This window comes from Mesorhizobium sp. P171375, assembly GCF_057786075.1.
This window is the reverse complement of record NZ_JBYNWF010000001.1, coordinates 6415914-6434982: the sequence shown is the minus strand read 5'-3', so window position 1 is coordinate 6434982 and position 19069 is coordinate 6415914. Positions and strand designations below refer to the sequence as shown.

The 19069-nt window shown below is 63.5% G+C and carries 15 protein-coding genes and 1 tRNA gene; 5 read left to right on the top strand and 11 right to left on the bottom strand.

The window, feature by feature from the left end:
* Positions 1-21: 21 nt before the first annotated feature.
* The 9 genes from hemH to ACYHH6_RS31325 form a co-directional block, all read right to left on the bottom strand.
* On the bottom strand, positions 22-1074 hold the full coding sequence (gene hemH, locus ACYHH6_RS31365; protein ID WP_352586272.1) for a ferrochelatase: 1053 nt from the start codon (positions 1072-1074) through the stop codon (positions 22-24).
* A gap of 130 nt (positions 1075-1204) precedes the next feature.
* Positions 1205-3235, bottom strand: coding sequence for a 5'-nucleotidase C-terminal domain-containing protein (locus ACYHH6_RS31360; protein WP_352586273.1), 2031 nt, complete (start codon positions 3233-3235; stop codon positions 1205-1207).
* Positions 3236-3433: 198 nt separating this feature from the next.
* Positions 3434-3811 (bottom strand): Omp10 family outer membrane lipoprotein, encoded by a 378-nt coding sequence (locus ACYHH6_RS31355; protein WP_352586274.1) that lies wholly within the window; start codon positions 3809-3811, stop codon positions 3434-3436.
* A 187-nt stretch (positions 3812-3998) separates the two neighbouring features.
* Entirely contained in the window at positions 3999-5444 is a 1446-nt protein-coding gene (locus tag ACYHH6_RS31350) for a homospermidine synthase (protein WP_352586275.1), read from the bottom strand.
* Positions 5445-5575: 131 nt separating this feature from the next.
* Positions 5576-6502 carry a heme-dependent oxidative N-demethylase family protein gene (locus tag ACYHH6_RS31345; RefSeq protein WP_352586276.1) on the bottom strand — a complete coding sequence of 309 codons (927 nt, stop codon included), beginning with the start codon at positions 6500-6502 and terminating at the stop codon, positions 5576-5578.
* Between the two features lie 52 nt (positions 6503-6554).
* Positions 6555-7217 (bottom strand): aminotransferase class IV family protein, encoded by a 663-nt coding sequence (locus tag ACYHH6_RS31340; protein WP_352586277.1) that lies wholly within the window; start codon positions 7215-7217, stop codon positions 6555-6557.
* Positions 7166-8308: an aminodeoxychorismate synthase component I gene (locus tag ACYHH6_RS31335; protein ID WP_352586278.1), complete on the bottom strand. Its 1143-nt coding sequence runs from the start codon at positions 8306-8308 to the stop codon at positions 7166-7168. Before ACYHH6_RS31335 ends, ACYHH6_RS31340 begins: the two co-directional genes overlap by 52 nt.
* Positions 8309-8473: 165 nt before the next feature.
* Complete coding sequence (locus ACYHH6_RS31330) at positions 8474-9199, bottom strand: proton-conducting membrane transporter (RefSeq protein WP_352586279.1); 726 nt, start codon at positions 9197-9199, stop codon at positions 8474-8476.
* 419 nt (positions 9200-9618) lie between these two features.
* Positions 9619-11457, bottom strand: coding sequence for a M3 family oligoendopeptidase (locus ACYHH6_RS31325; RefSeq protein ID WP_352586280.1), 1839 nt, complete (start codon positions 11455-11457; stop codon positions 9619-9621).
* Positions 11458-11602: 145 nt separating this feature from the next.
* Here ACYHH6_RS31325 and ACYHH6_RS31320 point away from each other — a divergent pair, with 145 nt between their 5' ends.
* From ACYHH6_RS31320 to ACYHH6_RS31310, 3 genes are all read left to right on the top strand, one after another.
* Positions 11603-13141, top strand: a complete 1539-nt coding sequence (locus ACYHH6_RS31320; protein WP_352586281.1) for a sigma-54-dependent transcriptional regulator — start codon at positions 11603-11605, stop codon at positions 13139-13141.
* A 490-nt stretch (positions 13142-13631) separates the two neighbouring features.
* On the top strand, positions 13632-15458 hold the full coding sequence (gene mepK, locus ACYHH6_RS31315; protein WP_352586402.1) for a peptidoglycan L,D-endopeptidase MepK: 1827 nt from the start codon (positions 13632-13634) through the stop codon (positions 15456-15458).
* Positions 15459-15574: 116 nt separating this feature from the next.
* Positions 15575-15648: transfer RNA gene (locus ACYHH6_RS31310), tRNA-Gln, on the top strand.
* A 117-nt stretch (positions 15649-15765) separates the two neighbouring features.
* Here ACYHH6_RS31310 and ACYHH6_RS31305 read toward each other — a convergent pair.
* A complete protein-coding gene (locus ACYHH6_RS31305) occupies positions 15766-16404 on the bottom strand; it encodes a 2-dehydro-3-deoxy-phosphogluconate aldolase (protein WP_352586282.1) in 639 nt (212 codons plus the stop codon).
* A 169-nt stretch (positions 16405-16573) separates the two neighbouring features.
* On the opposite strand from ACYHH6_RS31305, the gene trhO reads away from it, so the two are divergent.
* On the top strand, positions 16574-17500 hold the full coding sequence (gene trhO / locus ACYHH6_RS31300; protein WP_352586283.1) for an oxygen-dependent tRNA uridine(34) hydroxylase TrhO: 927 nt from the start codon (positions 16574-16576) through the stop codon (positions 17498-17500).
* A 34-nt stretch (positions 17501-17534) separates the two neighbouring features.
* Here the strand turns inward: trhO and ACYHH6_RS31295 are convergent, their stop codons facing one another.
* Entirely contained in the window at positions 17535-17897 is a 363-nt protein-coding gene (locus ACYHH6_RS31295; protein WP_352586284.1) for a YybH family protein, read from the bottom strand.
* A gap of 200 nt (positions 17898-18097) precedes the next feature.
* On the opposite strand from ACYHH6_RS31295, the gene ACYHH6_RS31290 reads away from it, so the two are divergent.
* On the top strand, positions 18098-18835 hold the full coding sequence (locus tag ACYHH6_RS31290; protein ID WP_352586285.1) for a tellurite resistance TerB family protein: 738 nt from the start codon (positions 18098-18100) through the stop codon (positions 18833-18835).
* Positions 18836-19069 lie beyond the last annotated feature (234 nt).

Sequence of the window (19069 nt, the reverse complement as noted above, 5' to 3'; positions counted from 1 at the left end):
GATCGCTACAACGTAGCGGGCTCAGGCCCAGCCCGACAGTTCGCGCCGCACCATCGCCTCGATCACCGCCATGCCTTCTGCGCTGTCGTTGAGGCATGGGATGTGGGCGAATTTCGCGCCGCCGGCGTGGTGGAAAGTCTCGGCCGCCTCGCGGCCGATTTCGTCCAGCGTCTCGATGCAGTCGACGGAAAAGCCGGGATTGACGATGGCGATCGATTTCACGCCGTCCCTGGCCAGTTTCTCGACCGTCTTGTCGGTGTAGGGCTGCAGCCATTCCTGCGCGCCGAAGCGCGACTGGAAGGTGATGATCAGTTTCTTTTCATCCCACCCCAGTCGTTCGCGCAGCAGACGCGTCGTCTTCTGGCAGTGGCAGTGATAGGGATCGCCCTTCTCGAAATAAGGCTTCGGGATGCCGTGATAGGAGGTGATGACAACCTCCGGTTCGAAGTCTAGCGTCTCCAGATGCCGCTCGATCGAAAGGGCGAGCGCCTCGATGTAGACCGGCTCGTCATAGTAGGGCGGAACACTGCGCACGGCAGGCGCGCGGCGCATCTTCATCAGCGCGCGAAACAGCTGGTCGTTGGCGGTCGCTGTCGTGGTCGCCGAATATTGCGGATAAAGCGGGAAAGACAGGATGCGGTCGCAGCCCTGCTCGACCAGCCTTTGCGCGACGCTCGCCGTCGACGGGTTGCCGTAGCGCATCGCCCAGTCGACGACGACATCGGGCAGGTCGCGGAGCGTCGCAGCCAGCTCCTCGCTCTGGGCTCGGGTGTAGGTGCGCAGCGGCGACTCGTTCTTCTCGCGGTTCCAGATCCTGGCATAGTTGGCGCCGGACTTCTTCGGCCTCGTCGTCAGCACCAGGCCGTAGAGGATCGGATACCAGATCGCCTTGTTGAGCTCGATGACGCGCGGATCAGACAGGAATTCACGGAGATAGCGCCACATCGGCTTGAAATCGGTGCCGTCGGGCGTGCCGAGATTGACCAGCATGACGCCGATTTTGCCTGCCTTTACCGGCGGATGTCCGGCCGGCAGCGGGCCGAGCGCTTTCGCGGCTTTGGGATCAATCGTCATAGTGGTTCTCCGGACACGGCGCGAAACTAACGGCGCCGCGCCGGTTTTCAATGCCACGTCTGGCCGCACCTGTCCGGAAAAGCAACACCCGCCCGATTGACCGGACGGGTGTTGCGGATTTCCACCGGCTCTAGTTGGCCGCCGGCGGGATGGTCAGGGTCGCGCCGACCGGCAGCCGGCGTGGCTCGTAGCCCTTGTTGGCCTCGGAGATCACCTTCCATTTGGTGCCGTCGCCATAGGCCTTCTTGGCCAGATCCCAATAGGTATCGCCGGCGACGATGACGTGGCTGGCCTCGGCCGGCTTTGCCGGCTCGGCGGGGGCGGGCGTGGCGGGGGCAGGGGCTGCCTCAGCCGGTTTGGCCGGTTCGGTGGCCGGCGCCGCCGGTGCGGTTTCCGCGGGGACAGTCGGAGGCGTGGTGGTGATGTCGCCGGAGCCTGCCGGCAATGCGGGCATCGCCGGCTCCGCCTCGGCCGGCTTTGCCGGCTCGGCTGGAGCAGGTGCCGGTTCGGCAGGTTTCGCCGGTTCGGCGGCCGGGGCAGCCGCTACGGTTGCCGCGACTTCGGTGATGCGGCCGTCGAGCTTCGGCGTATAGGGCCGGTGCGCGGCGAGATAGTCGGCGACCACCTGTTCCAGGCCGGGGCCGTAATCATAGGCGTTCTTGGCCTTTTCGGCGAAGACCTTGTAGCCGTCGCCGCCCTGGCGGACGTAGTTGTTGGTGGCGACCAGATAGTCCTTGTCCGGATTGATCGGCGCCCAGGCGCCGCCTTCCATCACCTCGACCGACTTGACGCGGCCGGCATTGGGCGCGACCGACTTGTCGAAGGCGTATTTGAGACCTGCCACCTGCGGGAAGCGGCCGGCGCCGTCCTCGACTTGGCTGACGCCGTTTTCCAGCCCGGCAACCAGATCCTTGCCGGAAATCTGGAAGGTCGCCAGCGTGTTCTGGAACGGCAGCACGGTCAGCACCTCGCCCATGGTCACGGTGCCCTTGTCGATCGAGGCACGCAGGCCGCCGCCATTGGAGACGACGATCTCGACGCCCTGTCCCTTGACGCGGTCGAGAATGGCGTCGGAAACGAGGTTGCCCATCGCACATTCCTTGGTGCGGCAATTCTCGCGGCTGCCGTCGATGGCCTCGGTGGTCTCGGCTACTTCCTTGTTCTTCAGTGCCTCGATCGGCGCGCCGAGTTCCTTGATGCGGGCAAGCACGGCGGGATCAGGCGTGATCGATTTGTCGAGGAAGATCGGGTCGCCGCTGGCTTCCTTGACGACGCCATTGTCGTCGAACACGACCTTGAACTCGCCGAGATATTTCGAATAGGAGGCCGCCTGCACCACCGGCACCTTGGAGCCGTCGGGGTTGTCGACCATGGTCGGGTAGGGGCCTTCCGCCTTCGGATCGGTGTTGGACAGAAGCGAATGGCTGTGGCCACCGACGACCACGTCGATGCCGGGGATCTTGGCGATGACATCGCGCTCGCGCCTGTAGCCGATATGGGTGACGGCGATGATCTTGTTGACGCCTTGCGCCTTCAGCTTCTCGACCTCTGCCGTGATCGACTTGACGTCGTCCGCGATGGCGATGTTGGGGCCGGGCGAGGCGAGTTCCGGCGTGTCGTTGGTCACGGCGCCGATGATGCCGATCTTCTGGCCGCCGACCTCGACGACGATCGACGGCTTGATCTTGCCCGCGGCGCCGGACTTGTCGTTGGGCAGGACATTGGCGCTGACGACCGGGAACTGTGCCTTGTCGAGGTAAGGCACCAGCGCGCTCTCGCCATCGTCAAATTCGTGGTTGCCGAGCGTCACCGCGTCGGGCTTGATCTGATTGAGGAATTCCTCCTCTGCAGTGCCCTTGTAGGTGATGTAGAACAGCGATCCCTGGAAGCTGTCACCTGCATTGAGCAGCAGCACGTTCTGGCCTTCGAGCTTCTTGCGCTCCTGCGCGATCGCGGTGACCAGACGGCCGGCGCCGCCGATGCATTCACCCTTGGTCTCCTCCTCGGCCGAGCAGGTCGACTCATATTTGTTGTTGCCTTCGATGCGGCTGTGCCAATCGTTGAAATGCAGGATGTTCAGCGTGTAGTCGGCAAAGGATGGTGCGGCCGACAGGCCAAGCGTCGAGGCAGAAAGGGCGGCAATGGCAGCGAGCTTCTTCATCTTCGTCTCCCGGATGTGGTCGAGCCGTTTAACGCCCAGTGTGAACGGGGCATAACAGCCAGCTTTTCCGGCATGTTCACATCGCGGTTGTGGCGATGCAAGAAGAATCAGGGTGGACGAAATCGGCATCGGTTTGCCGGCATAAAAAAGGCGGCGGCATCGCGCCGCCGCCTTTTCGCAAGGCCGTATGAGATGGGCTCAGCTGCGCCTGGTCAGCACGAAGTTCTGGCCGGCGGAGCTGGTGCAATTCAGCTGGTTGATCGACACCAGCAGGCAGTTGAAAGCGATCGGCTGCTGTCGGATCAGCGAGGTGCCGTTGATCTCAACCGACGTGGCGCCGGTCTTGGTATAGCTGCCATCAGCGAATTTCTCGCCGGTCTCTGCCGAAACGGTGGTGAAGACGCCGCCGTTCAATGTCGAGACCGCCTTGCCCTCGGCGTTCAGCCAGGAGCCCTCGACGCCTCTTGGCTGCGATCCGATCGGTGGCCCGTCGGGGCCGCCGGTGGTGCAGGCGGCAATCATCGTCGCAAGAGCGCCCGCCGCGCCCGACGAAAGAATTTTGCGCGCAATCGTCATATGAAATCCTCTCCTGACGCATCGGCCCAATCGCCAAACGACGTTTGGGAAACACGATGTGCGTGGCCTCAAGTTTCCAGAGCGGTCCCTCGTGCGCCCAAATGGATGCACACTGCTCTCGTCCGCATCCCTTCAATCGCCCGATTTCCGGGCGATTGCAAGGCGGTGAGGCAGGGGTATGGAACCGCTATCGGACGAGGATGTTGCGGAATTGCCACGGGTCGTTTTTGTCGAGGTCCTCCGGGAACAGACCCGGACGGTTATCGAGCGGCGTCCAGTCGGTGTAGTAGCCCTTGACCGGCCCAAGATACGGGGACTGCACTTCCAGGCAGCGCTTGTAGTCCATCTCGTCGGCCTCGACGATACCGGCCTCCGGGTTTGCCAGCGCCCAGACCATGCCGGCGAGAACGGCCGAGGTGACCTGCATGCCAGTGGCATTCTGGTAGGGGGCCAGCTTGCGGGCTTCGGCCAGTGACAGCTGCGAACCGTACCAGTAGGCGTTCTTGTCATGGCCGTAGAGCAGCACGCCGAGTTCGTCGACACCATCGACCAGCTCGTTTTCGTCAAGCACATGGTGGACCGGCTGCGGCTTGCCGGCGGCGCCGAACATTTCGTCCAACGACAACAGCGCGTCATTGCAGGGATGATAGGCATAGTGGCAGGTCGGGCGGTAATGCACCTTGCCCTTCTTGCCGCGCATGGTGAAGAAGTCGGCGATCGAGATCGCCTCGTTGTGGGTCACCAGCAAGCCGTATTGCGCGCCCGGCGTCGGGCACCATGAACGCACGCGGGTGTTGGCGCCGGGCTGTTCAAGATAGATCGCCGCCTTGGAGCCATGTTTGTGCTCCTTGCCGTTCTTTGGCATCCATTTCTCATGCGTGCCCCAGCCGAGCTCGGCCGGCTGCAGGCCTTCCGAGATGAAGCCTTCGACCGACCAGGTGTTCCAGAACACGTTCATCGGCTTCGGCTTCTTGGTGCGCTGGGTGTCGCGCTCGGCGATGTGAATGCCCTTGACGCCGGCCTTTTTCATAAGCTTGGCCCAGCCTTCGCGGTCGTCCTGCGCCGGTTCGGAAAATTCGAGGCCGAGATCGCCGGCGAGGTTCAGCAGCGCCTGCTTGACGAACCAAGAGACCATGCCCGGATTGGCGCCGCAGGTCGAAACCGCCGTCGCGCCGCCGGGCTTGTCGTGCTTTTCCTTGATCATGGCTTCGCGCAGCGCGTAGTTGGTGCGGCTGGCATTGTCGGCCGTGGTGTCGAAGTAGAAGCCGAGCCACGGCTCGACGACGGTGTCGATGTAGAGCACGCCGAGCTTGCGGCAGAGCCGCATCAGGTCGACCGAGCCGGTGTCGACCGACAGATTGACGCAAAAGCCCTGGCCGCCACCATTGGTCAGAAGCGGGGTCAACAGCTTCTTGTAGTTCTTCTCTGTGACGTGCTCCTGGACGAAGGCGATGCCGCGCTCGTCGAGCAGCTTGCGATCGGTATCGAGCGGGTCGACGACCGTCATGCGCGACTTGTCGAACTTGAAATGGCGCTCGATCAGAGGCAGCGTTCCCCGTCCGATCGAACCGAAGCCGATCATCACGACAGGGCCGGTGATTTCACCGTAAACGGGCCAGTTTTCATTCGCCATTTTATCGAGCACTCCTTCAAAAAAACCCACAAAAGCCGGGAAAACACGCACAAAACCGGGCTTATTGCCCGGTGCTCATGCGCTACATCACAGATCATTGTCACAAACCAGCAAAAAGCGCCAACCGTCCGCTACGCAGCATTGGCCATGTGGTTAAGGAGGACGATCAGGCGGTCGCGGTCAGCGGTCATGCCCTTGTAGTCGAGTTGAGCCTCATCCAGCGCCAGCAATTGCTCCGCGAAAGATGCTGCAAGCGTTGCCCGGTCGGGATGCAGCGCCAGCACTTTCAGCGGGTCGAGATGGATGCGGATGGTGAACAGGATGTCGCGCGAGATGGGCAGCTTGCGCAGCGTCTGGCGCTCGACGCGGATGAAGGCGTGCGCGTTGATGTCGCCGTCCGGGAAGCGCGAGGGACGGTTGGTCGCACGGTCGATGCGCTCGACATTGGAGAGCGGATGATAGAGCGCGTCGTCGGCCTGGATCGACCAGTTGAAGCGCTCGACGGCCTGACCCTGCAGACCGTCGAACATGCGGTTGATGAGCTCGGCCGGCCTGGTGCCCGGACCGAAGCCAGGCACCGGTGCGTGGATCTCCTGCAGCGGCCGCCCGAATTTTTCGAGCAGTGACCAGGATGATGGGAAGCACAGTGATCCGGCGGCGAGCCGCCAGCCGCTGTCATCGCGGCGCATCAGGATCAGGTCTTCTTGGACGAGCAGCGAGGCTGCGACCAGAGGGGCGTTGCTGAAGACATCGGCTCTGTTGCCTTCGGCGCCGATAACCTCGATCCCGACGCTCGTGCGCCTGTAGATTTCGGGAAATGCTGTCAGCAGATGGGCTTCGATGAGGTCGCGCACTTCGCGCTGGGCGTCGCGCGTGCCGTTCTCCTCGACGAACACCTTGCCGGGAATTTCGGCATAGAGTCGACGCTTTTCGGCGAGATGGTCGATGAGGTGCCCGTCGACCTCGATCCATTTGTCGAGCTCAAGCGGCTTCAGCCCGATGGTGAAGAGCTTTGAGGAGCCATCATAGGGCTTGTGAGTGGGCTGACGAGAATTCATGCTTTGCTAAAAAGTGTCCAATACCGGCGGTCATTCTCGCAGCCGCTTCGTATCAGGCCAATGTTGCCGGGATCAAGCCGCGCAGCGAATTGCCGACGAAGATCGCCTTCGCCGACTTTAACTCGTCATAGCTGTAGATCGCTTCCTGGACGCGCCCTTCATCCAGAAGCTCGGCGCGCAATACGCCAGGCAGCAGGCCGCAATCCAGCCGGGGCGTCATCAGCACGCCGTCACCGAAATCGGCGAAGACATTGGTGATCGTGCCTTCGCATATTTCGCCGCGCTCATTGGCGAGCAACACCTCGTCGGCCTGGGTGACAAGATATTCAGACCGAGCATGGGTGTAGAGCTGACGCCGGCTGGTCTTGTGGCGCAGCAGCGTGTCGGTGGAGGAGAGCCGCACCCGCGCCAGCTGCAGCCGCCAGACCTTGTCGGCCGCGAGCGGCTCGTAAGGCTGAGCTGCAGCCGTGACCTCGCCATTGCGCTGCAGGACGAGACGGGTGCGCAGCGCCGTCTGCTGCACCCCGACAGTGTTCGCCAATACCTCGCCGACCCGCTGCGGATCGCAGGCAAAGCCCAGTTCTTCCGCCGAGCTGTAGAGGCGCGCGAGGTGGCGCTCGAAACGCAGGAAGCCCTGGCCGGGCTCCCAGCGCATGGTCTCGATCAGGTCGAAGTCGGCGGTGTTCCCGTCGCGAAGCGCGCCTTCAGCAGACACTCCTGATACTCCTCCTCGGCCGTCGAATCGAAGACGACGCCGCCGCCGACATTGTAGACGGCTTCGCCGCTGGAAAAGAGCGAGATGGTGCGGATCGCCACCGAAAAGCGCATCGTGCCGCCGGGCGCGATCCAGCCGATGGCGCCACAATAGACGTCGCGCGGCGTGGCTTCCAGATCGTGCAGAATTTCCATGGCACGGATCTTTGGCGCCCCGGTGATCGAGCCGCAGGGGAACAGAGCGGCAAAGATCTGGCGGATGCCGAGATCAGGCAAAAGCTTTGCCCTGACGCGGCTCACCATCTGGTGGACGGTCGGGTAGCTCTCGATGCGGAACAGTTCCGGCACCTCCAGCGTGCCGACCTCGCTGATCAGCGAAATGTCGTTGCGCAGGAGATCGACGATCATCCGGTTTTCGGCCTGGTTCTTTTCGTCATTGCGCAGGAATGCCTTCAGCCGCGCGTCCTCGGCCTTGGTCGCGCCGCGCGGCGCGGTGCCCTTCATCGGATGGGTTTCTATCATGCCCTCGGTATCGATCTCGAAGAACAGTTCGGGCGAGCGCGACAAGACGATGGGATCACTGAGCGAAATCAGCGCCCCATACTTTACCGGCTGGCGTCCGGTCAGCGCGTCGAAGGCGGCGAGCGGGTCGCCGGACCACTGCGCATGGACTGGAAAGGTCAGATTGCCCTGGTAGCAATCGCCCTTGCGGATGTGCTCGTGAAGGCGCGCGAAACGGTCAGCGTATTGCTCCTGCGACCATGACGCTCTTGCATCGAAGATCGGACCATTGGTCGCCGCGCTGCTCTGCGGCACGGCCTGCTCCAGCGGAGCATCGAAGACACCCAGACAGACCAGCGGCGCGCGCCGGCCCTCGGGCAGCAGCGGCACCAGCTTCGGCTCAAGCAAATAACCCGCTTCATAGGAGAAATAGCCGGCCAGCCATTTGCCGGCGTCCGATGCCTCCTGCGCAGCCGCCAGAGCCGGCAGAAAATCCTTGGCCTCATAGGCGACGATGATGTCGGCCGGGCGGTCGAAGACCAGCTGACGGCCGCTTTCATCGTTGCGGAAAATGGCAGAGGGCAGGGGCATGGGGCTCGGATGCTGCGGTCGATGACGCCAGAACCGCTCTATATGGGGGCCGGGCGGCGTGCAATCGAGGGAGCGGCGTCGCAGGGCGCAAAGACGGTGGCACTTGCGAAAACAAAGGCGGCGCCCGAAGGCGCCGCTTTGTCGGGCTTATTGCCGATGATCAGATCAGGTGTTGTTGGCGGTCCCGGCGGTCGGGAACTGGCGCGCGAATTCCTTCTCGTCGCCGGCGGCAAGCAGCTTGGCCTGTTCGATCCACTTTTCGCGCGCGATGCGGCCGTCGAAATTCAGCGTGTCCTCGATGCGCTTGACGTCGGCCGCCGTCCAGGCGGCGATCTGGGCGTAGGTCGTGACGCCAAGGCCCTTGAGCAGTTTGTCGTTGACCGGTCCGATGCCGATCAGGCGGCGAAGATTGTCGGCCTTCGCAGCTGTCGGTGCAGCCTTCTTCGGGGCTGCAGCCGGCTTTGAAGCGGCGGGCTTCGGAGCGGCGCTCGCCTTGGCAGCCGCAGGTTTGCTGGCAGCCGGTTTGGCGGCGGATTTGGCCGCAACTGGCTTGGCGGCGGCAGGCTTTGCCGCGGCGGGTTTCGCGGGCGCGGCCGGCTTCGCGGCCGCCGTTGCGGGTGTCGAGACCAATGCGGCCGGCGCCGAGCTGGAAGGTTTGGCCGATGGAGTAGACGTTTCACGCAGCCGGCGTTCGAGATCGGCGCGGGTCTTGCCGCAGGCGTCGAGTTCGCCGGTCAGACGATCGGAATCGGCGCGCAGCCTATCGCGCTCGCTGCGGGTGCGGTTGAGGTCGCCGCGCAGGCTGTCAAGCTCACCGCGCAGCCGGCCCCAGATAAACCAGCCAACCAACACACCTACAAGGAACGCCAGGACAATGTAGAAGAAGGTCATCGTCTCTCTCCAGTCGGATCCGTCCGCCGCCGTCTCAAGTCATGACCTTGGCAGATCGGATCATCCATTGGTGGTTCGGCGGTTCAGGGAACAGCCGGTCTGTCGTCGATTGCCGGCTTTCGGCTTTCCCGCCCATTGCCAACCGTCGCTGTCGCATTCACCGGACCGCTGCCATGGGCCGGGATGCTGTCCGGCCTAAGCCGCGTGCCCGGCTGAGCTTCAGCCGGAAAGGCTATCATACGGATTCTGGAAAGCTAACGGAAAATTTGGCCCGAGAGTTCTTCAAGAACAGATATTTAGAACAAGAACAGAGCTGCCGTCACATGCATTCCGGCTAAACTGTTCTGCGATTTCGCAAAGTCGAGACCGGCGCCGCCTAACCTGTTGCTCTGCGCTACCGGTTCAACGGCTCCGTAGCATCAACTGTCGAGCGCTTCCAACTCGTCTATCAGGCCGCCGATCACGCCGAGGCCGATCTGCCAGAAGGCGGGGTCGGTGGCGTCGAGGCCGAAGGGAGCGAGGAGTTCGGAGTGATGCTTGGTGCCACCGGCACGCAGCATCTCGAAATACTTGTCCTGGAAGCCGTGTTCGGCATTCTGGTAGACCGCGTAGAGCGAGTTCACCAGGCAGTCGCCGAAGGCATAGGCGTAGACGTAGAAGGGCGAATGGATGAAGTGCGGGATGTAGGTCCAGAAGACCTCATAGCCCTCGCGCAGCTTGATCGCCGGCCCCAGGCTCTCGGCCTGTACCTCGAGCCAGAACTGGCCAAGCTTGTCGGAAGTCAGTTCGCCGTTCTTGCGCTCGGCATGCACCTTGCGCTCGAACTCATAGAAGGCGATCTGGCGCACGACCGTGTTGATCATGTCCTCGACCTTCTGGGCGAGCATGGCCTTGCGCTCGCGCTTGTCGGTGGTCTGATCGAGCAGCGAACGGAAGGTCAGCATCTCGCCGAAGACAGATGCCGTTTCGGCCAAAGTCAGCGGCGTCGAGGCCATCAGAGCGCCCTGGCCGCCGGCCAGCACCTGGTGCACGCCGTGGCCGAGCTCATGCGCCAGCGTCATCACATCGCGCGGCTTGCCCATGTAGTTGAGCAGCACGTAAGGGTGCGCCGAAGGCACGGTCGGATGGGCAAAGGCGCCGGGCGACTTGCCGGGCCGCACCGGCGCGTCGATCCAGTTGCGGTCGAAGAAGACGCGGGCGATCTCCGCCATGTCGGGGGAAAAGCGCTGATAGGCCGACAGCACCGTGTTCCTGGCATCGTCCCAGCGGATCACCGCTTGCGGCGTTTCTGGCAAGGGGGCGTTGCGGTCCCAGTGGTTCATCACCTCCATGCCGAGCCAGCGCGCTTTCATGGCGTAGTAGCGGTGCGACAAGCGCGGATAGGCCTCGCGCACAGCGGACGCCAGTGCATCGACCACGCTGCGCTCGACACGGTTGGCGAGGTGGCGTGAATCGGCGATGTCCTCGAAGCCGCGCCAGCGGTCGGAAATCTCCTTGTCCTTGGCCAGCGTGTTGGTGATGAGCGTGAAGGTGCGCAGGCTCTTGCGGAACGTGGCGGCCAGCGCCTCGGCGGCGCGGCGGCGGACTTCGCCATCGGCGTCCTGCAGGCGGTTCAGCGCCGGCTCCAGCGTCAACTCCTCGCCGTCTATGTCGAAGCGCAGATCGGTCATCGTCTCGTCGAACAGGCGGTTCCAGGCGCCGCGCCCGGTGATCGACTTTTCATGGAAAAGCTGCTCGACCCGGTCCTCGAGCTGGTATGGCTTGTCCATTCTGAGATCGAGCACCCAGGGCCGGTAGTGGGCAAAGCCGGCATCGGCGGCAAGGGCTGCTTCGAGCGCCTTGTCGTCGATCAGGTTCAGCTCCAGCGCAAAAAACAACAGATGCGCGCTGGCGTCGGTCATCTTCTCCTGGATGTCGCCATAGAGCTTGGCGCGCTGCGGATCGGCGGTGTTGCCGGCATAGATCAGGCCGGCATAGGAGACGATGCGGCCGATCAGCTCCTCCAGCGCCTCATAGGCGCTCAGCGCCTCGCCGAGCTTGCCGGCGCTGCCGCGCTCGGCCTCCGCGGCCAGAGTGCCCTTCCAGCGGTTCTCGAAGGCGACGGCATCGGCCGCTGCCTTGGCGATGTCGCGCTTCAGCTCGGGCGCTTCCATGCCGGAATAGAGATCGGCGAGATTCCATTCCGGCAGGTCGCCGAGCTCCGCCGCGCCCTGACCGGACGCTGCCGCCGCAAGCTGCCGACCGAGAATCCTGCGCATCAACAATTACCTTCTGGAATCAAGGGGAAAGGGCAAGCCGGTCAAATCCTAAGGAATTCATTCACCGGGTTTTTTGAAACCTTGTTTAGAACCCTGTGCCAGGATGATCCATGGGGATTTCCCAGGCAGGCAACTCAAATCAGTCATGACAGGTTCCATTCTCATAGTCGATGACGATCCCGTGCAGCGCAGGCTGCTCGAGGCGGCGGTGACGAAATTCGGCCACAGCGCCATCGTCGCCGATGGCGGCGAGGCAGGCCTCGAAGCTCTCGACGGATCCGGCGCGCGCGATGTGTCGGCGGTCATCCTTGACCTTGTCATGCCCGGCCTCGACGGCATCGGCGTGCTGAAGGCGATGCGCGAACGCGGCATCACGGTTCCCGTCATCGTGCAGACCGCACAGGGCGGCATCGAGACCGTGGTTTCGGCGATGCGCCACGGCGCTTTCGATTTTGTCGTCAAGCCGGCATCCCCCGACCGGCTGCAGACCGCGATCGGCAACGCGCTCAAGGTCGAGGCGGTCGAGGATGAGGTCAAGCGCACATCGCGGCGGCGTGGCGGCCACCTGACCTTCAAGGACATGATCACGCACAGCCCGGCGATGGACCGGGTGATCCGCCTCGGCCAGAAGGCGGCTGCCTCCAACATCCCGATCCTGATCGAGGGCGAATCGGGCGTCGGCAAGGAACTTGTGGCGCGCGCCATCCAGGGCACCGGTGATCGTCGTTCAAAACCCTTCGTCACCGTCAATTGCGGCGCCATCCCCGACAATCTGGTCGAATCGATCCTGTTCGGCCACGAGAAGGGCTCGTTCACCGGCGCCACCGACAAACACACCGGCAAGTTCGTCGAGGCGCATTCGGGCACGCTGTTCCTGGACGAAATCGGCGACCTGCCGCTCGACGTGCAGGTCAAGCTGTTGCGCGCGGTGCAGGATGGCGAGGTCGATCCGGTCGGCGGTCGCGCCACGGTCAGGGTCGACATCAGGTTGATCTCGGCCACGCACCGCAACCTTCTGCAGCAGGTCAAGGACGGCAAGTTCCGCGAGGATTTGTTCTATCGGCTGAACGTCTACCCGATCTTCGTGCCGCCGCTGCGCGACCGGCGCGACGACATCCCCTATCTGGTCAAGCATTTCATGGACAAGGTGGCGCCTGCGGGCCATCGCCTGCACGGCATTTCGGAAGCCGCATTGGCCATGCTGCAGGCCTATGACTGGCCGGGAAACATCAGGCAGCTGGAAAACGCCGTGTTCCGGGCCTCGGTGCTTGCCGAGGGCGACGTGCTGACAGCAGACGAATTCCCGCAGATCCGGGCACAAGTCGAGGGCACCGTCAATCTCGATACCGACGCGTCCCTGTCGGACCCCGTCATGATCTGGAGCAGCGAATCGCAAGGCAATAGCGCCCAGACTGATGGCGTCGGTCCCGTCGCGGCGGAGATCGAACCTCCGGCCAGGCTGCTTCAGCGTTTCGGCACGCTGAGGGCGTTGGACGAGCGCGGCAATGTGCGCGCGCTGGCCGATGTCGAGCTCGAAATGATCAAGCTCGCCATCGACCACTATAACGGCCAGATGAGCGAAGTCGCCCGCCGACTCGGCATCGGCCGCTCGACGCTCTACCGCAAGCTTAAAGAATACGGCATCGACCCGGAAACCGGCCGCCTCGACCGTCTTGCATCCTAAAGCGCGTCGCGCTTGAACGGAATCAGGCGACGCGCTTTAGGTCTTATTATGCATGTCGTTGTCTCAAAACCGGACCACTTTTGAGCGACATGCATTGGAAACCCGAATTCCACAGCTTGTTGGCGCAAGGCCGGGACCAGCTTGCAAGGCCATATCTAGCGCTGCATAAGGGGTTGGGGGCGGGAATATGGCGATGCGGAACGGCGCTGTTCACGCATTAAGGCTAACAGTAACAGATCGTGTAGCGGGAAAAGGCTGAATCTTGATCTAAACCAGCAGTTTACCAAGAAATCCTGTGTATTATTTTTGACGGGATATCGCCACGGTGTTACCGCATTTCGGCTTCAATAAGCGATGATTAACCATTAGGATCGATATTCGGATGTGAGAACCACGCATCCGTTTGGGCAAATCCGGGGACAAACGGCAGCCTGCAAGGCCTTTTGATTTGAACAAAGTCGAACGACACAGCAACGGGCGGCACTATCACATTGGCGTCTGGCCGAGATGGCTGGCAGCGGTGATTGTTGCGTTTGGTTTCCTTGCCGCAACTGCTGCCGGCGCAAGCGCCGAAACGCGTTCGCTGAAACTCTATCACCTCCATACGCACGAAAAGGCCGAGATCGTCTACAAGCGCAATGGCCGCTACGATCCGGAAGGTCTCAGGAAGATCAACATCATTCTGCGCGACTGGCGTCGCAACGAACCGACCAAGATGGACCCGCGCCTGCTCGACCTGGTGTGGGAAGCCTACCGGCAGGCCGGCGCCACCGACTACATCCAGGTCGTCTGCGGCTATCGCTCGCCGGCGACCAATTCGATGCTGCGCAGCCGCAGCCGAGGCGTCGCCAAGGAAAGCCAGCACATGCTGGGCAAGGCGATGGATTTCTACATTCCCGGCGTTCCGCTGAAGAAGCTGCGCAACATCGGCCTCAAGATGCAGGGCGGCGGCGTCGGCTATTATCCGTCGTCCGGCTCGCCCTTCGTTCATATGGACGTCGGCAATGTGCGCCATTGGCCCGGCATCAGCCGCCAGGAACTGGTCAGCCTGTTCCCCAATGGCAAGACGCTGCATGTGCCGAGCGACGGCAAGCCGCTGCCGGGCTATGACCAGGCACTCGCCGCCTACAAGGCGCGCAAGGGCGCCGGTTCCCCGGCCATCATGATGGCCAGCGCTGGCGGCAGCACCAAGAAATCCGGTGGCTTCCTGTCCGCTTTCTTTGGCGGTGGCGGCGAAGACGAAGCCGACGACAGCGCCGATGTCGCGACCGCCGCGCCGTCGCCGAGAAGCGTGAAGCCGGTCCTGGCTGCCAGGAGCAACAACAACAGCAACCTGCCCGGCATCGCGATCGTGTCGCCGCAGAATGCGAAGCGCGCCAATGTTCCGCAGCTTGCCGACGACAGCGCGGACGATTCCGAGCCGCAGCAGGATACACCAGAGACGATCATCGCGGCGCTGCCGGCCAAGGAAGTGCCGCTGCCAGATTTCGCGCCGCGGCCGAAAGCCGATGTCGGCGCGCAGCAGCCTGAGACGGTACCGTTCGGCATGGCCGACGCCACCACCGAACAGACAGTGGCGACGGCGCAGGCGCCTGCCAATGTGCCGTTCGGCATGGCCGATGTGAGCAGTGCCGACCAAGCGGCTGCCGCTCCGGCGCAGGTTGCCGTGAACGTCAACGTCCCGTTGCCGACCTGGCGTCCCGACCGCTCTTCGCCGCCGGCTGAGCTTTCGCCGCAGGATAAGGGCGTGCTGCTGGCGCTGGCCGATACGGCCGCGCACAAGCAGACCGCAACGGATGCCTTCTCGGTGCTGCCGTCGCAGCGTCCGGATGAGGTCAAGGCCGTTCTCGAACAGGCCAGTGCCGCCGATGCCGCCGGTGTTACTGACGACTATCAGGTTGCCTCGCTCGAGCCGCGCTCGGCGTTCAACGATCCGTCAGGCGTCGATGCCGCAACGCCGCGCGGCGCGATTGCTGCCCGTCCCGCCGGTACCGATCCCGCCTCCGTGATCGGCGCCGGCGTGAAGACCACGCGCAAGGAGGCCCGGGCTTCGGCCCGCGACCTGAAGCCCGGCCCGAAGACCGTGGTGGTGGCGGCCGAACCGCAGGCGGCGCGCTGGGCACTGAGCAGCGGCGACAACATCGCCACCGTTTCCAGCCCGACGACTGCGCCGCGCTATGCCTACAACATCGTGCATACGCCGCCGAGCGAGGTCTACACCGCAGGCTTCCAGGCGGACAACCAGATGGCCGATGCCAACCGCTTCACGGGCAATGCCGTGAAATTCCTTTCGGTCGCCCGCTTCCAGACGAAGTAAGGTCCTCGACCGGATAAACATCGAAGCCGCGCTGGGAAGCCCGCGCGGTTTTTTGTTTTTGGCGAATCTTCAGCACTGGCTTCCAACGTCCCGGAATGCTAACCACCAGCCTGCATTCCCGCTTCGTCTAATGGTAGGACAGCGCCCTTTGAAGGCGTGAATCGTGGTTCGAGCCCATGAGCGGGAACCAACTCTCTCGATCTACGATCACAGGCAGTCATGCCAGGTCAGCCCGGCCGATCACGCGCGGCTGAACTTCTTGTGAGGGGGCCGGCGCAAGCCGGCCGGGTTTTTGTGCTTGCGGAGGCTACTTGCCGAGCTTGCTGGCGGCCCGTGCGAGCGCCTCGATCTCATCCCACTTGCCGGCCTTGACCAGCTCGTCCGGCGCCACCCAGGAACCACCGACGCAGATGACATTTGGCAGGCTGAGATAGTCGGCGGCGTTCTTGGCCGAGATGCCGCCGGTCGGGCAGAACTTCACATCGGCCAGTGGCGAGGCGAAAGCCTTCAGCGAGGCGATGCCGCCGGACTGTTCGGCCGGGAAGAATTTCAGGAAGCGCAGGCCGGCCTCGCGGGCGGCCATGATCTCGCCGGGCGTGATGGCGCCAGGCAGCAGGGGAACGTCGCTGTCCTTGGCTGCCGCGAGCAGTTCGCGCGTGATGCCGGGGCTGACGATGAATTTCGAGCCGGCTGCAGCCGCCTCGTCGAATTGCTTGGCATCGAGAATGGTGCCGGAGCCGACAATGGCGCCCTCGACCTCACCGGCCACGCGGCGGATCGCTTCCAGGGCGTCGGCGGTTCTCAGCGTGATCTCGATCGCCGGCAGGCCGCCGGCGGCGAGCGCCCGGGCCAGCGGCACGGCGTCTGCGACATCGGCGATCTTCAACACCGGGATGACCGGCTGGCCGTTGAGCAGCGACAGGAGCTTTTCGGTCTTGCTGGGCATTGGCTTATCTCTCCTGGGGATGATTTCAACCGATTAGCAGAAGGCAGATTCCGAGTCCACGAAACCCGGCCTGCCGCGATGTCACATCTGCCGGCTACCCCGCTGAAGGGAGGACGGCTTCTTCAGCACTGCCTTGAATCCGCTTTGACCACGGTTTAGTGGCTTGGCGATGACCAACCATGAACCTGTGCGCGTCGCCGCGCTCTACAAATTTGCGAGGCTGGGAGACTTCGAGGTGCTGCGGGAATTGCGGACGCCGCTCGCCGCCTTCTGCTGCGGCCGCGGCATCAAGGGCACGCTGCTCCTGGCGCGGGAAGGCATCAACGGCACAGTCGCCGGCTCGGAGGCCGATATCGCCGACCTGATCGCTTATCTCGAGTCCATCGAAGGCCTTGCCGATCTCGAGGTTAAATACAGCAGCGCCGCCGAAATGCCGTTCCATCGCATGAAGGTGCGGCTGAAGCGCGAGATCGTCACCATGGGCGTCGAGGATCTCGACCCGGTGACGGGTGCGGGCACCTATGTCGCGCCGGCCGACTGGAACGCGCTGATCTCGGATGCCGGCACCATCGTCATCGACACGCGCAACACGTACGAGGTCTCGATCGGCACCTTCGAGGGCGCCATAGATCCGCGCACGTCGAGCTTTCGCGAATTCCCGGCCTGGATCGAAAAACATCGCGACCAGCTCGACGGTCGCAAGGTCGCGATGTTCTGCACCGGCGGCATACGCTGCGAGAAGGCGACGGCCTATGTGAAGTCGCTCGGCTTCGAGGATGTCTTCCATCTCAAGGGCGGCATCCTGAGATATCTCGAAGAGGTGCCGGCCGAAGAGAGCCTGTGGCAAGGCGAATGCTTCGTCTTCGACGAGCGGGTCTCGGTGTCGCATGGGCTTAGCGAAGGCGAGGCCGAACTCTGCCGTGCCTGCCGGCATCCGCTGACGCCGGAGGACCGGCTGTCGCCGCACTATACCACCGGCGTGTCATGCCCGCATTGCTATGATGCCCGTTCGGACGAGGACCGCGCCCGCTACGCCGAGCGCCAGCGCCAGGTCGAACTGGCGCAAGCGCAGGGCAGGGAGCATATCGGCAGCTAGCGCCGCGCCAAGCGGGTGTTTGTTGCTGGTTGCATCACCACGCGACGGAATAGCGGTCAATCACCCACAGCCATGTGCCGTCGCTCTGTCGGCGTGCGACCTCTGAAGTCACGGTGCCGTCGGGAAGCCGGGTCGAGGTCAGCGCCAAATCGCCGTTGATCGCAGCGGGGCGCTGTTCGCCGCGCTGGAATTTTCGCCCGCTCGCGGTAAACGCGGCAAACAGCGCCCGGATCGCCTCGCGGCCACGGATTAGTTCTGCCTCGCTGCTGTCGATGACGGCGTCGTGTTCGAACAGCGCCACCATGCCGTCAATGTCTCCTACCCATTGCCGGTCAATCAGTAGGCGCTCGAGATCCTGCGGATCGCGCGCCGGCTCACGCTCTGATCCTTCCGTCACGACAGTTCCTCCTCGTCAGAAGGCGGGGACACTAACGCAAGCCCCCGTCCATTTCGACACACCGCAATCCGATTTTTCGAAAGGCTGCATCGCTGGCAAAGCGCCCGTCCGTCATTGTAATGTCAACAAGCGGGACCTACGTCTGCAACATCCAAAACCCGCCCGTCCCCGTGTGGTACGGGCCCTTTTCTGGAGGCACTATGTTCGACCCCAAGAAGCTTCTCGACGACCTCCTCGGCTCTCAGGTTCCCGGCACCACCGGCACCGTCCGCGACAAAGCAGGACAGGCCGTGCAGATGGCCAAGGACAATCCGCTGGCCGCCGGTGCGCTGGCCGCGGTGTTGCTTGGGACCGGAACGGGGCGCCAGGTGACGGGCACCGCCATCAAGCTCGGTGGACTGGCCGCGATCGGCGGTCTCGCCTACAAGGCCTACCAGAACTACAAGGCCGGCAATGCCCCCGAGCAGGCGCCGGCCGCCGGCCAGCCGGAATTGCTGCCGCCGCCCGCCGACACCGGCTTCCATCCTTCGCAGGCGCCGCAGGGCGAGGATGAGTTCACGCTGACGCTGGTGCGGGCGATGATCTCGGCGGCGAAGGCCGACGGCCATATCGACGACGAGGAGCGCGAAAAGATCGCCGGCAAGCTCAAGCTCGCCGGCGTCGGTTCCGATGCCGAAAAATTCCTGTTGGCCGAGCTGGACAGCCCGCTCGATCTCGACACGCTGGTCGCCGGCGCCAAGACCGATGAGCAGAGGCTTGAGCTCTACACGGCGTCGCGGCTGACCATCGATCCCGATACGCGCGCCGAACGCGGCTATCTCGACCTGCTCGCCGGCCGGCTCGGCCTGCCGGATGCACTGGTCGACCATGTCGAGGCGACCGTGTCGGCGGCCAAGGTGCCGGCCCCGGCCGGGACCGCGCCGAACCCGCGCTGGTAGGAAGCGCGGCCGGGCTGGAAAATGCGTTAACGTCTCGTTTACCGAGGAAGCGCATGATTCTAGCAGTCGGATCGGCTTTTCCTCCTCCCAAGCCCGGTTAGATCAGGGCGGTCGCCAATGACCGCCCTTTTTGTTCAGCCGATCACAGGTTGTTCGGCTTGCCATGATCCCCGTCATTTGCGATGCCTCGGTGCATTCGGATGCATCCCGATCTGTGCCGGGGATGCGCGGTGC

Excerpts from the sequence above, each read along its gene's own strand:
- hemH (WP_352586272.1), bottom strand. The coding sequence starts at position 1,074 with ATGACGATTGATCCCAAAGCCGCGAAAGCGCTCGGCCCGCTGCCGGCC.
- ACYHH6_RS31360 (WP_352586273.1), bottom strand. The coding sequence starts at position 3,235 with ATGAAGAAGCTCGCTGCCATTGCCGCCCTTTCTGCCTCGACGCTTGGC.
- ACYHH6_RS31355 (WP_352586274.1), bottom strand. The coding sequence starts at position 3,811 with ATGACGATTGCGCGCAAAATTCTTTCGTCGGGCGCGGCGGGCGCTCTT.
- ACYHH6_RS31350 (WP_352586275.1), bottom strand. The coding sequence starts at position 5,444 with ATGGCGAATGAAAACTGGCCCGTTTACGGTGAAATCACCGGCCCTGTC.
- ACYHH6_RS31345 (WP_352586276.1), bottom strand. The coding sequence starts at position 6,502 with ATGAATTCTCGTCAGCCCACTCACAAGCCCTATGATGGCTCCTCAAAG.
- ACYHH6_RS31335 (WP_352586278.1), bottom strand. The coding sequence starts at position 8,308 with ATGCCCCTGCCCTCTGCCATTTTCCGCAACGATGAAAGCGGCCGTCAG.
- ACYHH6_RS31330 (WP_352586279.1), bottom strand. The coding sequence starts at position 9,199 with ATGACCTTCTTCTACATTGTCCTGGCGTTCCTTGTAGGTGTGTTGGTT.
- ACYHH6_RS31325 (WP_352586280.1), bottom strand. The coding sequence starts at position 11,457 with ATGCGCAGGATTCTCGGTCGGCAGCTTGCGGCGGCAGCGTCCGGTCAG.
- ACYHH6_RS31320 (WP_352586281.1), top strand. The coding sequence starts at position 11,603 with ATGACAGGTTCCATTCTCATAGTCGATGACGATCCCGTGCAGCGCAGG.
- ACYHH6_RS31305 (WP_352586282.1), bottom strand. The coding sequence starts at position 16,404 with ATGCCCAGCAAGACCGAAAAGCTCCTGTCGCTGCTCAACGGCCAGCCG.
- trhO (WP_352586283.1), top strand. The coding sequence starts at position 16,574 with ATGACCAACCATGAACCTGTGCGCGTCGCCGCGCTCTACAAATTTGCG.
- ACYHH6_RS31290 (WP_352586285.1), top strand. The coding sequence starts at position 18,098 with ATGTTCGACCCCAAGAAGCTTCTCGACGACCTCCTCGGCTCTCAGGTT.